General features: G+C 67.7%; 16 protein-coding genes. 8 read left to right on the top strand and 8 right to left on the bottom strand.

What is annotated here, in order from left to right:
• Position 1 precedes the first annotated feature (1 nt).
• Positions 2 to 1,048, bottom strand: a complete 1,047-nt coding sequence (gene queG / locus AVS7_RS02495) for a tRNA epoxyqueuosine(34) reductase QueG (protein WP_049696839.1) — start codon at positions 1,046 to 1,048, stop codon at positions 2 to 4.
• Between the two features lie 12 nt (positions 1,049 to 1,060).
• On the opposite strand from queG, the gene tsaE reads away from it, so the two are divergent.
• From tsaE to AVS7_RS02475, 4 genes are all read left to right on the top strand, one after another.
• Positions 1,061 to 1,576: a tRNA (adenosine(37)-N6)-threonylcarbamoyltransferase complex ATPase subunit type 1 TsaE gene (gene tsaE, locus AVS7_RS02490; RefSeq protein WP_034689794.1), complete on the top strand. Its 516-nt coding sequence runs from the start codon at positions 1,061 to 1,063 to the stop codon at positions 1,574 to 1,576.
• The gene (locus tag AVS7_RS02485; RefSeq protein WP_024000830.1) at positions 1,573 to 2,970 is read left to right on the top strand and encodes an N-acetylmuramoyl-L-alanine amidase; all 1,398 of its coding nucleotides are present in this window, start codon (positions 1,573 to 1,575) and stop codon (positions 2,968 to 2,970) included. The genes tsaE and AVS7_RS02485 overlap by 4 nt, the downstream gene beginning before the upstream one ends.
• A gap of 35 nt (positions 2,971 to 3,005) precedes the next feature.
• Positions 3,006 to 3,338 (top strand): cupin domain-containing protein, encoded by a 333-nt coding sequence (locus AVS7_RS02480; protein WP_034689850.1) that lies wholly within the window; start codon positions 3,006 to 3,008, stop codon positions 3,336 to 3,338.
• 103 nt (positions 3,339 to 3,441) lie between these two features.
• Entirely contained in the window at positions 3,442 to 3,675 is a 234-nt protein-coding gene (locus AVS7_RS02475; RefSeq protein WP_020226931.1) for a glycine zipper 2TM domain-containing protein, read from the top strand.
• A 55-nt stretch (positions 3,676 to 3,730) separates the two neighbouring features.
• Here the strand turns inward: AVS7_RS02475 and AVS7_RS02470 are convergent, their stop codons facing one another.
• Positions 3,731 to 4,384 (bottom strand): DedA family protein, encoded by a 654-nt coding sequence (locus AVS7_RS02470; protein ID WP_020226930.1) that lies wholly within the window; start codon positions 4,382 to 4,384, stop codon positions 3,731 to 3,733.
• A 184-nt stretch (positions 4,385 to 4,568) separates the two neighbouring features.
• Between AVS7_RS02470 and AVS7_RS02465 the strand changes: the two genes are divergently transcribed.
• The 3 genes from AVS7_RS02465 (at position 4,569) to gdhA (ending at position 8,372) form a co-directional block, all read left to right on the top strand.
• Positions 4,569 to 4,814, top strand: a complete 246-nt coding sequence (locus AVS7_RS02465; protein ID WP_020226929.1) for a glycine zipper 2TM domain-containing protein — start codon at positions 4,569 to 4,571, stop codon at positions 4,812 to 4,814.
• 50 nt (positions 4,815 to 4,864) lie between these two features.
• Positions 4,865 to 6,796 (top strand): DNA mismatch repair endonuclease MutL, encoded by a 1,932-nt coding sequence (gene mutL / locus AVS7_RS02460; protein WP_020226928.1) that lies wholly within the window; start codon positions 4,865 to 4,867, stop codon positions 6,794 to 6,796.
• A gap of 232 nt (positions 6,797 to 7,028) precedes the next feature.
• The gene (gdhA, locus tag AVS7_RS02455) at positions 7,029 to 8,372 is read left to right on the top strand and encodes an NADP-specific glutamate dehydrogenase (protein WP_020226927.1); all 1,344 of its coding nucleotides are present in this window, start codon (positions 7,029 to 7,031) and stop codon (positions 8,370 to 8,372) included.
• Positions 8,373 to 8,426: 54 nt separating this feature from the next.
• Here the strand turns inward: gdhA and AVS7_RS02450 are convergent, their stop codons facing one another.
• On the bottom strand, positions 8,427 to 9,062 hold the full coding sequence (locus AVS7_RS02450; RefSeq protein ID WP_020226926.1) for a LysE family translocator: 636 nt from the start codon (positions 9,060 to 9,062) through the stop codon (positions 8,427 to 8,429).
• A gap of 32 nt (positions 9,063 to 9,094) precedes the next feature.
• Positions 9,095 to 9,745, bottom strand: coding sequence for an ATP-binding cassette domain-containing protein (locus AVS7_RS02445; protein WP_024000828.1), 651 nt, complete (start codon positions 9,743 to 9,745; stop codon positions 9,095 to 9,097).
• A gap of 18 nt (positions 9,746 to 9,763) precedes the next feature.
• Here AVS7_RS02445 and AVS7_RS02440 point away from each other — a divergent pair, with 18 nt between their 5' ends.
• Positions 9,764 to 10,138 (top strand): hypothetical protein, encoded by a 375-nt coding sequence (locus AVS7_RS02440; RefSeq protein ID WP_020226924.1) that lies wholly within the window; start codon positions 9,764 to 9,766, stop codon positions 10,136 to 10,138.
• A gap of 18 nt (positions 10,139 to 10,156) precedes the next feature.
• Here the strand turns inward: AVS7_RS02440 and AVS7_RS02435 are convergent, their stop codons facing one another.
• Genes AVS7_RS02435 through AVS7_RS02420 form a run of 4 tightly spaced genes read right to left on the bottom strand, consistent with a single transcriptional unit; the run spans position 10,157 to position 13,969 of the window.
• Positions 10,157 to 10,621 (bottom strand): DUF1178 family protein, encoded by a 465-nt coding sequence (locus AVS7_RS02435; protein ID WP_020226923.1) that lies wholly within the window; start codon positions 10,619 to 10,621, stop codon positions 10,157 to 10,159.
• Positions 10,622 to 10,633: 12 nt separating this feature from the next.
• Positions 10,634 to 10,957 carry a DUF2818 family protein gene (locus AVS7_RS02430; RefSeq protein WP_020226922.1) on the bottom strand — a complete coding sequence of 108 codons (324 nt, stop codon included), beginning with the start codon at positions 10,955 to 10,957 and terminating at the stop codon, positions 10,634 to 10,636.
• A gap of 18 nt (positions 10,958 to 10,975) precedes the next feature.
• Positions 10,976 to 12,469, bottom strand: coding sequence for an NADH-quinone oxidoreductase subunit NuoN (gene nuoN / locus AVS7_RS02425; RefSeq protein WP_020226921.1), 1,494 nt, complete (start codon positions 12,467 to 12,469; stop codon positions 10,976 to 10,978).
• Between the two features lie 24 nt (positions 12,470 to 12,493).
• Positions 12,494 to 13,969, bottom strand: coding sequence for an NADH-quinone oxidoreductase subunit M (locus AVS7_RS02420; RefSeq protein WP_024000827.1), 1,476 nt, complete (start codon positions 13,967 to 13,969; stop codon positions 12,494 to 12,496).
• Position 13,970: the final 1 nt, after the last annotated feature.

The raw sequence follows: 13,970 nt of genomic DNA, 5'->3' as shown, positions 1-13,970 counted from the left end.
TCTATTGTTGCGCCAGGGCCCAGCCTACATGCTCGCGCACCAGGGCGCTGCCGTGCTCTGCGCGGGTGCGCAGCGCGGTCTCGAGCGTGGGCGCCTGCGCCGGGCCGGCAGCGCGCAGCGCATTGCCCAGCGCCACGGCGATGTTGCGCAGCCAGCGCTCGTGGCCGATGCGGCGGATCGGCCCGCCCTCGGTCATGCGCAGGAAGGTGGCGTCGTCCCAGGAGAACAGGTGCACGAGCTGCTGCGCCACCAGGCCCGTGCGCGCGTCGAAGTCCGGCAGCCTGCTTGTCTGTGCGAACTTGTTCCAGGGACAGATGAGCTGGCAGTCGTCGCAGCCGTAGATGCGGTTGCCCATGAGCGGGCGCAGCTCCAGGGGGATGCTGCCCGCGTGCTCGATGGTCAGGTACGAGATGCAGCGCCGCGCGTCCACGCGGTGCGGCGCCACGATGGCCTGCGTCGGGCACACGTCCATGCAGGCCTGGCAGCTGCCGCAGTGCGCACTGACGGGCGCGGTGGGCTCCAGCGCCATGTCCACATAGATCTCGCCGAGGAAGAACATGGAACCCGCCTCGCGCGAGAGCACCAGCGTATGCTTGCCCCGCCAGCCCTGGCCGCTGCGGCGCGCGAGCTCCGCCTCCAGCACCGGAGCCGAGTCGGTGAACACGCGGTGGCCGAAGGGCCCCACCGCCTCGGCGACGCGGTCGCTGAGCTTTTGCAGCCGCGCGCGCAGCACCTTGTGGTAGTCGCGGCCCCGGGCGTAGACGGAGACGACGGCCTCCTGCGGGCGCGCCAGCCGGCCCAGCTCGACGGCCTGCCACTCCGGCGCCGTATCGCGCGGCAGGTAGTCCATGCGCGCGGTGATCACGCTCACGGTGCCGGGCACCAGCTCGGCCGGCCGGGCGCGCTTGAGCCCGTGGGCCGCCATGTAGTGCATCTCGCCATGGAACCCCTGGGCCAGCCATTGCATCAATCCGGGTTCGGCTTCGGACAAATCCCCCCCCGCCACGCCGATTTGGGAAAATCCAAGCTCGCGGGCCCAGCCTCGTATCTGAGGAACAAGTTGACTGCTGCACACCATTACCGCCAAATTGTAGAAAGCCCTCCCCTGCACAGCCTGGTGCAGCATTGGCAGAGCGAGGACGACACGGCCCTGTGCGCCGCGCGGCTGGCCGCTCAGCCCGCCCTGCGCAATGCCTTCATCACGCTGCATGGCGACCTGGGCGCGGGCAAGACCACGCTGGTGCGCCACCTGCTGCGCGCGCTGGGGGTGCAAGGCCGCATCAAGAGCCCGACCTATGCAGTGGTGGAGCCGCACCAGGCAGGGGACCTGCCCGTCTGGCACTTCGACTTCTACCGCTTCACCGATCCGCGCGAGTGGGAGGACGCGGGCTTCCGCGACATCTTCGCTGGCCCCGGCCTCAAGCTCGCCGAATGGCCCGGGAACGCAGGAAGCCTCACCCCGCCTGCGGATATTGCTATTTACATTGAAGCAGTGGATGATCACGCCCGGCACGTGACGCTGCAGGCCCACACGCCCCATGGCCGTGACGTGCTCCTAGGACTTTCCACGCCATGAGTGACGCGCCCCCACCCCGCTCACGCTCCACCCGCCGCTCGCTGCTGCAAGCAGGCAGCCTGGTGCTGTTGCTGGGCGCGCAGCAGATCGCGCGCGGCGCCACCATCGTGGCGGTGCGCGTGTGGCCCGCGCAGGACTACTCGCGCGTGACCATCGAGTCCGATCACCAGCTGGTCGCCAAGCAGTTCTTCGTGACCACGCCGCCGCGCTTGGCGGTGGACATCGAGGGCATCGACCTCAACCCCTCGCTGCGCGAGCTGGTGGCCCGGGTCATGCCGGACGACCCCAACATCGCCGGCATCCGCGTGGGGCAGAACGCACCCGGCGTGGTGCGCCTGGTGGTGGATTTGAAGCAGGCCGCGCTGCCGCAGGTGTTCACGCTGCCGCCCATCGCAGCCTACCAGCACCGGCTGGTGTTCGACCTCTACCCCGCCCAGGCGCCCGACCCGCTGGAAACGCTGATCGCCGAGCGGCTGCGCGAGGCGCCGCTGAACACCCCCGCGCCGCCACCGGCGTCCCTGGCGGAAGACCCGCTCGGCGACCTGATCGCCCAGCACAGCCTCAAGGTCCCGCCAGTGCCCGCGGCACCGGCCGCACCCGCACAGCAGCCCCCTCTGGCCGCCTCTCCGCCGGCGCGCCCGCCGGCACCCACCGTGGCCCGGGCAACGGACCGCCTCATCATCGTCGCCCTCGACCCGGGCCACGGAGGGGAAGACCCGGGCGCCATCGGTCCCGGCGGCACGCGCGAGAAGGACGTGGTGCTCAAGGTGGCCCACCTCCTGCGCGACCGCATCAACGCCACCAGCGTGGGCGGCAACCCCATGCGCGCCTTCCTCACGCGCGACGCGGACTACTTCGTGCCCCTGGCCACGCGCGTGGACAAGGCACGGCGCGTGCAGGCGGACCTGTTCGTCTCCATCCACGCCGATGCGTTCACCACTCCGGCCGCGCGCGGGGCCAGCGTGTTCGCGCTGAGCCAGAGCGGCGCCTCCAGCTCGGCCGCGCGCTGGCTCGCCAACAAGGAGAACCAGGCCGACCTGATCGGCGGCGTGAACGTCGGCTCGCAGCGCGACCGCCACCTGCAGCGCGCGCTGCTCGACATGAGCACCACGGCGCAGATCAACGACAGCCTCAAGCTCGGCAGCGTGCTGCTGGGCGAGATCGGCGGCATGGCCCGGCTGCACAAGCCCCGCGTGGAGCAGGCGGGCTTCGCCGTACTCAAGGCACCCGACATTCCCAGCGTGCTGGTGGAGACCGCCTTCATCAGCAACCCTGAGGAAGAGGCCAAGCTGCGGTCGAGCGCCTACCAGCAGCAGTTGGCCGATGCGCTGATGCGCGGCATCATCCGGTACTTCGCCAAGAACCCGCCGCTGGCACGCAGCCGGTCCGTGTGACCGGCGCGGCGCGGGCGGCGCACCAGGAGACCACCATGGCACTGCCCCACGCCCAATCCTCCGAAGTCGTCAGCGTCCGGCCCCTGGGCCAGTGCCTGACCGAGGCCACCACCTTCGCCATCATCAAGGCGCAGCAACTGGAAGTGATCCGCGTGGTACTGCCCGCGGGCAAGGCCCTGCGCCAGCACGACACGCCCGGTGAGATCACCGTACAGTGCATCGAGGGCGAGGTGGAGTTCAGCGTCGGACCCACGGCGCACATGCTGCGCGCATGCGATTTCCTGCACCTGGCGCCGCGCGCGCCGCATGCGCTGCGCGCGATCCGGGACGCGTCGCTGCTCGTCACCATCTGCCTGGCACCGGGCTAGTCCTACAGCCGGCGAATGGGCACACCTACAGCCCCGCGCAGAAGCGCAGGGCACAGTGAAGACATCCACCCACACAGGGTGCTTTCACGACAAGGAGCCCATCATGAACTACCGTCATCTTCTCTCCGCAGCCGCCTGCGCAGCAGCGCTGGGCATGGTCGGCTGCTCCAGCAATCCCACGAATGCGCAGATCGGCACCGGCGTAGGCGCCGTGGCCGGAGGCGTAGTGGGTAGCGCGCTCGGCGGCACGGCCGCTACGGTCGGCGGCGCCGCTGCCGGCGCGCTGATCGGCCACGAACTGGGCGAAGACCGCGACGGCCGCCAGGGCCGCCGCTAAAGCGTTTGAAGCCAAAACGGCCTCTTGCGCCCGCCCAGCGGGCGCAAGCAGCTACTTAAACCGTAGCAGAGGTGCTTTTGCGGCTGGCCCGCCAAGCCCCTCCGATGGCGATGAGGCCTGGGATGAAGATCATGGCCCAGATGATCTTGTCCAGGTGCTGCTGCACCCAGGCGAGGTTGCCGAAAAAGTAGCCTGCAGTGCAGATACCCATCACCCACAGTACGGCGCCCCCCACGTTGTAGGCGGTGAACTTGCCGCGGCCCATGGCCGCCACGCCTGCCACGAACGGGGCGAAGGTGCGGATGAAGGGCATGAATCGCGCCAGCACGATGGTGATGCCGCCATAACGCTCATAGAACGCATGGGCCTGGTCGAACGCCCGCTTGTTGAACCAGCGCGAGTTGTCCCACTGGAACACTTTCGGCCCGAAATAACGACCGATGCTGTAGTTGCACTGGTCCCCCAGGATCGCGGCTACCAGCAGGACGGCGCAGGCCAGCGGAAAGCTCATGAGGCCGGCGCCGCTGAGCGCGCCTACGACGAACAGCAGCGAATCGCCGGGCAGGAAGGGCATGACCACCACGCCTGTCTCCACGAACACGATGATGAACAGCAACGCGTACACCCAGGGCCCGTAGCTCGCGACGAAGGCCGCGAGATGCTTATCCACGTGCAGGATGAAATCGATCAGGAACTGGAAGACTTCCAAAACGGCAACCTCTTGTGACTGGCGCCGTACTGTAGCGCCTCACCCGGATGCCCCTGGCATGCCCTATGGCACTGCCGGTGCGTTCTTAGCAATCGGACACAACCGCTCGCAAAACGGTACGTATTGGGCGGCTGAGCTTCAAAGAGCGCGGGCATAGTCGGGCCATCGACAAGGAGGAACAACCATGACCGCACGATTCACCCGCACCCTGGCCGCCGCCGCCCTGATCGCCGGCGCACTGGCACTCTCCGGCTGCGCGCACCGTCCCACCAACAGCCAGATCGGCACCGGCGTGGGGGCCGTTGCGGGCGGCCTGGTCGGCAACGCCGTGTTCGGCTCCACGCTCGGGACCGTCGGCGGAGCGGCGGCCGGCGCGCTGATCGGCAACGAAGTCGGCCGCAACAACGACCGCGGCCACCGCCGCCGCTGACCGGCCCGCCCAGCGCCTGCGGGCCTGGCCACGCTGCATAGAATGCACCGGTGAACGCGCCCGCACCGACCTCTCCTTCCCGCCGCCCCATTCGCGACCTGCCCGACGAGCTCATCAGCCAGATTGCGGCAGGCGAAGTGGTCGAGCGCCCAGCCTCCGCCGTGCGGGAGCTGGTGGACAACGCGCTGGACGCCGGGGCCACTGCCATCACCGTGCGCCTGTCCGCGGGCGGCGTGCGCCTGATCTCCGTGGAGGACGACGGCGCCGGCATTCCCCAGGACGAGCTGCCCGTAGCCCTGCGCCGCCACGCCACCAGCAAGATCGCCAGCCTGGACGACCTGGAGTCCGTCGCCACCATGGGCTTTCGCGGCGAAGCGCTGGCGGCCATCGCGTCGGTGTCGGAGATGTCGCTGCTCTCGCGCACCGCGCAGCAGCCCAGCGCCTTCCTGCTGCACGCCCCGACAGGCGAGCTGCGCCCTGCCGCACGCGGCCAGGGGACGACCGTGGAGGTGAAGGAGCTGTTCTTCTCCACCCCCGCGCGGCGCAAGTTCCTCAAGACCGACGCCACCGAACTCGCCCACTGCATCGAGGCCGTGCGCCGCCACGCGCTGGCGCGGCCGGACGTGGGCTTCGCCATCTGGCACGAGGGAAAGCTGGTCGAGCAGTGGCGCGCCACGCTGGCACCCGATGCGCCTGCCGATGAGAGCGCACTGCGCGAGGCGCTGAACCGACGCCTGGCCGACGTGCTGGGCGACGATTTCCTGCGCGACTCCGTGGCCGTGCACCAGCGCACGGGCCATGTCACCGTGACCGGCCGCGCGGGCCTGCCCGATACCGCCCGCTCGCGCGCCGACCAGCAGTTCTGCTATGTGAACGGCCGCTTCGTGCGCGACAAGGTGCTCACCCATGCGGCCCGCAGCGCCTACGAGGACGTCCTGCACGGCCAGCGGCAGCCCGTGTATGCGCTCTATGTGCGCATCGACCCGCAGCGGGTGGACGTGAACGTGCACCCCACCAAGATCGAAGTGCGCTTCCGCGACAGCCGCGAGGTGCACCAGGCCGTGCGCCACGCCGTGGAGAACGCGCTGGCTGCGCCCCGCGCACAGGCGCTGGCCGCTGCCGCAGAATCCCCCGGCGGCACGCCAGTCCCGGCAGCGCCGGAATACACATCAAATAGGCCGCAAACGCCCATCTGGCAAGCGCAAGCAGCTATCAAATTCGATAATCCCGCCGGCCACAAGGTATCCGACCTGCAGGCGCTGTGGTCCCCCTCCGCGCCGCCGGCGGCTACTGCCGAGGACGTGGCGCCCGCACCGGCCGGCGCGTCGCAGCGCGAGGCTGCCGCAGCGTGGCCGGCCGGCGTTTCACTCCCTGCCGTGCAGGACGAGGCGTCTGCCTGGCCGCTGGGCCGCGCCGTGGCGCAGATCCATGGCGTGTACATCCTGGCCGAGAGCACGCAAGGCCTCGTCGTGGTGGACATGCACGCGGCCCATGAACGCATCGTCTACGAGCGCCTCAAGTCCCAGGTGGACAGCGGCGCGCGCATCGCCAGCCAGCCGCTGCTGATTCCCGCCACCTTCGCCGCCACTCCCGAGGAGGTGGCCACCGCCGAGGCCCATGGCGACACGCTGGACATGCTGGGGCTGGAGATCGCCCCTTTCTCGCCGCGCACCCTGGCCGTGCGCGCCGTCCCCACCACACTGGCGCAGGGCAATCCGGTGGAGCTGGCGCGCAGCGTGCTCGCCGAACTGGCCGCGCACGACGCGAGCACCGTGGTACAGCGTGCGCAGAGCGAGATCCTGGGCACCATGGCCTGCCACGGCGCGGTGCGCGCCAATCGCCGCCTCACGCTGGACGAGATGAACGCCCTGTTACGCCAGATGGAAGTGACGGAGCGCTCCGACCAGTGCAACCACGGGCGCCCCACCTGGCGCCAGCTCACGATGAAAGAGCTCGACGCGCTTTTCCTGCGCGGGCGCTGACCTCCTCCCTGCTTTGCGCACGCCGTGCAGGCTATGGCGTGGCCCCTTTCCCCTGCCCGTGATGATGGTCCGCACCCATGGCACTGCCGTGGTGCGGAGCAGCGCATGGGTGTGCACGGCCGCACCAAGGCCGGACACCACTCACCAAACAGGTGCATAACCGCATGTCTTTTTGGCATAATTCGATGCTGCATTGCCGCATTTGTCCATTTCCAGAGCAGAAAGTCCTTCTATGAAGCACCAGTCCGTGGGCCAATTCCTTGAACAGGTCGCCCAGCGCAACCCCGGCCAGCCCGAATACCTCCAAGCCGTGACGGAGGTGATGGAAAGCCTTTGGCCGTTCATCGAAAAGCACCCGCGCTACGCCGATCAAGCGCTGCTGGAACGCCTGGTGGAACCCGAGCGCGTGGTGATGTTCCGCGTCTCCTGGTTCGACGACCACGGCAATGTGCATGTCAACCGCGGCTACCGCATCCAGCACAGCATGGCCGTCGGCCCCTACAAGGGCGGCCTGCGCTTCCACCCGTCGGTGAACCTCTCGGTGCTGAAATTCCTGGCCTTCGAGCAGACCTTCAAGAACGCGCTGACCACGCTGCCCATGGGCGGCGGCAAGGGCGGCTCGGACTTCGATCCCAAGGGCAAGAGCCCCGCTGAAGTCATGCGCTTCTGCCAGGCCTTCGTGACCGAGCTGTACCGCCACGTGGGCCCCGACACCGACGTGCCGGCCGGCGACATCGGCGTGGGCGGCCGCGAGGTCGGCTTCATGGCCGGCATGTACAAGAAACTGGCCAACAACGCCGCCAGCGTGTTCACGGGCAAGGGCCTGTCGTTCGGCGGCTCGCTGATCCGCCCCGAGGCCACGGGCTACGGCACCGTCTACTTCGCCGACGAGATGCTCAAGACCCGCGGCAAGTCGTTCGACGGCCTGCGCGTGTCCGTCTCCGGCTCCGGCAACGTGGCGCAGTACGCGGTCGAGAAGGCCATGGAACTGGGCGCCAAGGTCATCACCGTGTCCGACTCCAGCGGCACCATCATCGACGAGGACGGCTTCACCCCCGAGAAGCTGGCCATCCTGATGGACGTGAAGAACCACCACTACGGCCGCGTGAGCGACTACGCGCAGCGCACCGGCGTGAAGTTCGAGGCCGGCGTGCGCCCCTGGCACGTGCCCGTGGACGTGGCCCTGCCCTGCGCCACGCAGAACGAGCTGGACGAAAAGGACGCCGCGACCCTCATCAAGAACGGCGTGGTCTGCGTGGCCGAAGGCGCCAACATGCCATCGACCATCGAGGCCGCCAAGGCCTTCGAAGCCGCTGGCGTGCTCTACGCGCCGGGCAAGGCCAGCAATGCCGGCGGCGTGGCGACCTCGGGCCTGGAAATGAGCCAGAATGCCCTGCGCCTGTCATGGCCCCGCGAGGAAGTCGACGGCCGCCTGCTGCAGATCATGCGCAGCATCCACACCGCCTGCCTGCAATACGGCAAGCGCGCCGATGGCAGCGTGAGCTATGTGGACGGCGCCAACGTGGCAGGCTTCGTGAAGGTGGCCGACGCCATGATGGCGCAAGGCGTGGTCTGACCCAGACCTGCGCCGCAGGAAGGGGGCGGCACGCGCCCCCTGCCCTGCTAGACTTCAGCGGTGGGTGGCCAGCAGCAGGCCGCCCGCTCCCATGAAGAACCCGCCCGTCGCCCGGTTCAGCCGCACCACGCCACGCTGCGTGCGGATCACGCGGCGGATCTGCAGCCCGCAGGCTGCATACACCGCGGTGGAAACGAATTCCGCCATCAGATAGACCGCCCCCAGCACCACGAACTGACGGGCTGCAGGCTGCGCCGGATCGATGAACTGCGGAAAGATGGCAGCGAACAGGATGATCGCCTTGGGGTTGGTAATGCCCAGCAGGAACTCCTGCAAGGCCATCGCGCGCACGGACACGGGCGCCGCCGCGCGGACTGCGGCCTCTGCCCCCTCGGCCAGCGCAGCGCCGCCGAATTCGCGGCTGCGCCAGGCGCGCCAGCCGATCCAGAACAGGTAGACGGCCCCGGCCCATTTCACGGCCGTGAACGCGGCCTCGGACGCAAGGAGCATGGCCCCCAGCCCGATGGCCGAGATGGTGAGGAAGATGGCGAATGCCGCCACCCGGCCCACGGTGGCCAGCAGCGCGGCCCCGACGCCCGCACGGATGCCATTGTTGAGTCCGCAGAAATTGTTGGGGCCGGGCGTGAGCGCGATGGCCACGGCGACGGGGGCGAAAAGCAGGGCATCCACGGCAGGGCTCCCGAGGTCAGAAGGCGTGGAGTTTATTCCTTCAGTTCGACGATGTGCCGCCAGGGCAGCGAGCCCAGTGTGTCGTAGTGGGCCACGATCACCGCCCGCGCGGGCCGGCGGGGATCGCTCACCGCCTCCACCAGCGCAGCCCGCAGATAGGCGATGGAAGGCCGGTCCAGCGCCGCCTCGGGCTCATCCAGCAAGGTCAGAGGCGCACCGCTGGCCAGCGCTGCCGCCAGCAGCACCTTGCGCTGGCTGCCGGTTGAAAGCTGGTGCATGGACTTGTGCAAGTGCGGCTCCAGTCCGAAGCCGGACACATGCCTCCGCCAGGCACTGTCGCACCATGCGGGGTACTGCGCGCGCTGGCCGTCCATCCAGCCTTGCGGCGTGACATCGCGCCATGGCGTGCGCGGGTCGCGCCAGAACACCAGTTCGCAGCCTAAAAGGTCCTGCACGCCAGCACCCGGGCCCTGGTATGTCACGGTGCCCGACTGCGGTGCACATTCCCCGGCCAACAGGCGCAACAGGCTGGTCTTGCCCACACCTTCGCCGCCGAGAATCAGCGACAGCCCTGCAGGAAAATCCGCATTCCAGTCCGTGAACAGGGGCCGAGCCGCAAAGCCGAAGCACAGGTTCCGCACCTTCAACGCCGTAAGGGAAGCGTCCTCTTTCACTCCAAGCATGGTTTTTTCTTCCTCATCATGGCATTGCATTTTCTGGAATTCGATTACAGCGAAGACAACGAGGGCACCTGCACATGGGACGCGCTGGCCAGCGCCACAGCCGAGCGCCTGCCCGAACTGTTGCGAGAGATCACGACCCTGCTGGCCTGGGCCTGCGCAGAATTCGGCGAGCAGCGCGGCTCTCTGGATGACGGCGGGCTCTGGGACTACGACCTGCAATGCGAGCGCGGCGACCATGCCCTGCAGCCTCTTGCCTATGACCCTGGAGCGCATCTTCTGCGCGCTCCGCCATCAGTCCAGGCCGGCGAGCGCGTGACACTGTCCTTGTCCATCAGCGGCACGCCGGCTTTCGCGGCGCCATTTGCCGAGCGCTTCGGGCTGCCCTCGCCTTGACGCGCACTGCGCACAGGGCTATTGCAACGGCTCCTTGGCAGCCTCGGGCAGCAACAGGGGCAGAACGGCAATGCCCTCGTCCAGCAATTCCGCGGTTTCCTGCGCCGAGGCCTGTCCACGGATGCCGCGCTCCTCGACCTCGCCATAGTGCATGCGCCGTGCCTCGGCAGCAAAACGGCTGCCCACATCCTCGGTCCCGGCGATGATGCGTCGCGCCATCTGCAGCCACGCCGCCTGCAGTGCCTGCGGAGAGGGAACAGCGGCGGCGTCGGCACTGGAGGACGCAGGCAGCGCCTCCGGGGGCGCATCCGCTGACGCACGGAGATTCAGGCGCGGTGCACTCAGCCCCTTGCGGATCTCCCCGCTACCGCACAGGGGGCATTGCACGAGCCCACGCGCGTGCTGGCTCTGGAAATCATCTTCAGATGCAAACCAGCCTTCGAACGCGTGGCCCAGGGGACAGAGCAGGTCGAGGACCTTCATGCCAGCGCTCCGTCAATCCGCCGCAGCGCCCCCGCCTCCTCGGCGCATCAGGTAGCGGTAGACGAATCCGGGAAAGGCCAGGGTGAGGAACAAGGTCGCCGTGACGGCATAGAACTCCCAGCCCTGGGCCGCGATCTGCCCCGCGCGCTTCTCGATCAGCAGCGCAATGCCGCCCACCACGAAGTACAGCAGCACCAGTTCCAACAGGCGCAGGGCCAGGGGCTTCGCGGCACGCACGCGCGGCCCCACCAGCAGCCAGCGCTCGGTCAGAAATGGCAGATTGGCCGCCACCAGGGCGGCCACGATAACGAGCCAGATGGCTGCCGTCTGCGACATGCGGCGCGCGCCGATGGATCAGGTCGCCAGCGCGCGCACGATGGCGTCGGCGCACAGGGACATCAGGCCGCCCGGCAGCAGGCCCAGGATCAGCACCAGCGCGCCGTTCACGGTCAACACCATGCGCACGTCCAGCGGGGCCGAAACGCTCGTGGCAGTGAGGGGCGCATCGAAATACATCACCTTCACGACGCGCAGGTAGTAGAAGGCGCCGATGAGCGACATCATCACCGCGAACACGGCCAGACCGATGTGGAAGGCCTGGCCCGAGGCCACGAGCGCCTGCAGCACCGCCAGCTTGGCATAGAAGCCCACCAGCGGCGGGATGCCTGCCATGGAGAACAGGCACACGGCCATCACGCCGGCATAGAGAGGGCTGCGCTGGTTGAGCCCGGCGAAGTCGGAGATCTCTTCGCTTTCAAAGCCTTCGCGGGCCAGCAGCAGGATCACGCCGAACGCCGCCAGCGTGGTCAGCACATAGGTCACCACGTAGAACATGGCGGAGCTATAGGCGTTCTCGACGGCATTGGCATCCACGTTGCCGTGCACCACGCCCGACATCAACCCCAGCAGCACGAAGCCCATCTGCGAAATGGTCGAATACGCCAGCATGCGCTTGAGGTTGGTCTGCATGATGGCGGCCAGGTTGCCCACCAGCAGCGATCCGATGGCCAGGACGGCCAGCATCTGCTGCCAGTCGATGGCCAGCGGCAGCAGCCCGTCCACGAGCAGGCGGATCGCCATGGCGAACGCCGCCAGCTTGGGGGCGCCGCCGATAACCAGCGTCACGGCCGTGGGAGCGCCCTGGTACACGTCGGGAATCCACATGTGGAAAGGCACCACGCCCAGCTTGAATGCCAGCCCCGCCACGACGAACACCAGGCCGAACACCAGCACCTGGTGGCGGATCTGACCTGCATTGATCGCCTTGAACACCTGGCCGATATCCAGGGAACCCGTGGCGCCGTACAGCATGGACAGGCCATAGAGCAGGAAACCGCTGGCCATGGCGCCGAGCACGAAGTACTTCATCGCCGCTTCGGTCGCGGTCACGTTGTCACGGCGCAGCGCCACGAGCGCATAGCTCGACAGCGTGAGCAGTTCCAGCCCCAGGTAGATCACCAGGAAGTTGTTGGCCGAGATCATCACGAAGATGCCCAGCAGCGCCAGCATGCACAGCGTGAACAGCTCGCCGCCGCGCAGCATGTCACGGTCCGCTGCATAGGGACGGCCGTAGACCAGCGTGACCATCATGGCCACCGTGGCGAAGCACTTGAGCCAGTTGCCCATGGCGTCGCTCACCACCATGTTCCCCCAGCCGTAGAAAGTGTTGCCGCTGCTGGCGTACATGGCCTGCAGCACGGCGACCACGGCGAGCGTGAGCATGGTCAGCACATAGGTGCCCGTGCGCCGCGGGCTGGTGACGCCCAGGTCCACCAGGGCGATCACGCATGCCATGACCAGCAGCACGATCTCGGGGTAAATCGCCAGCCAGCTGATGTTGTCAATCATCTCGTATCTCTCGGTTCAGTCTGGTCAGTGGAGCTTGGACTGCGCCACGTGCTTGAGCAGCTCCGCGACGGACGCGTCCATCACATCGGTGAAGGGCTTGGGATAGATGCCCATGTACAGCACGGCGATCGCCAGAAGCGCCAGCACGAGGAACTCTCGGGAATTGATGTCGCTGAGGCCGCGCACGTCGTCGTTGGCGACCGGGCCCAGGTAGACGCGCTTGTACATCCAGAGCGTGTAGCTGGCGCCCAGGATCAGCGCTGTGCCGGCGCCCAGGCCGATCCAGAAGTCGAACTTCACCGCGGCGATGATCACCATCCATTCGCCCACGAATCCGGCCGTCGCGGGCAGGCCGCAGTTGGCCATGGCGAACAGCAGCGCGAACGCGGCGAAGCGGGGCATGGTATTGACCACGCCGCCATAGGAGGCGATCTCCCGCGAATGCACGCGGTCGTAGAGCACGCCGATGCACAGGAACATCGCGCCGGACACGAAGCCGTGGGCGATCATCTGCACCAGACCGCCGGACACGCCCAGATCGTTGAACACGAAGAAGCCCAGCGTGACGAACCCCATGTGCGCCACCGACGAATACGCCACCAGCTTCTTCATGTCCTTCTGCACCATGGCCACCAAGCCCACGTAGATCACCGCGACCAGGGACAGGGTGATCATCAGCCAGGCCCATTTGTGGGCCGCGTCGGGAGCGATCGGCATGGAGAAGCGCAGGAAGCCATAGGCACCCAGCTTCAGCATGATGGCGGCCAGCACGGCGGAGCCGCCCGTGGGCGCCTCCACGTGCACATCCGGCAGCCAGGTGTGCACCGGCCACATCGGCACCTTCACCGCGAACGCAGCGAAGAACGCGAAGAACAGCAGGGTTTGCGCCGTCGCGGACAGCGGCAGCTTGTGCCAGGTGGCGATGTCGAAGCTGCCGCCCGACTGGTTGTAAAGGTAGATGAACGCGATCAGCGTCAGCAGCGAGCCCAGCAGCGTGTACAGGAAGAACTTGAACGCGGCATAGATCTTGTTTGGACCGCCCCAGATACCGATGATCAGGTACATGGGGATCAGCGTGGCCTCGAAGAACACGTAGAACAGCATGCCGTCGAGCGCGCTGAACACGCCGATCATCAGGCCCGACAGGATCAGGAACGCACCCATATACTGGTTCACGCGCTCGGTGATCGACTCCCAGGAAGCGATGACCACGATGACGGTGATGAACGCCGTCAGCGGCACGAACCACATGGAGATGCCGTCCACGCCCAGGTGGTAGTAGACGTTGAAGCGCTCGATCCACTGCGCCTTCTCCACGAACTGCGCAGCGGCGCTGCCCGTATCGAAACCGCTGATGAGCGGCACCGTGACGGCCAGGCCGATCAGTGCGCCGACCAGCGCGAGCCAGCGAACGACGCGCGCATGCTCATCGCGCCCGAGCGCCAGCAGAAGGACGCCAAACGCGATGGGCGTCCAAATGGCAAGACTCAACAAACCCATT

Source organism: Acidovorax sp. MR-S7, assembly GCF_000400995.2.
Classification (GTDB): Bacteria; Pseudomonadota; Gammaproteobacteria; order Burkholderiales; family Burkholderiaceae_C; genus MR-S7.
The sequence above is the reverse complement of the archived record's forward strand: the minus strand, read 5'-3'. Positions and strand labels throughout refer to the sequence as shown.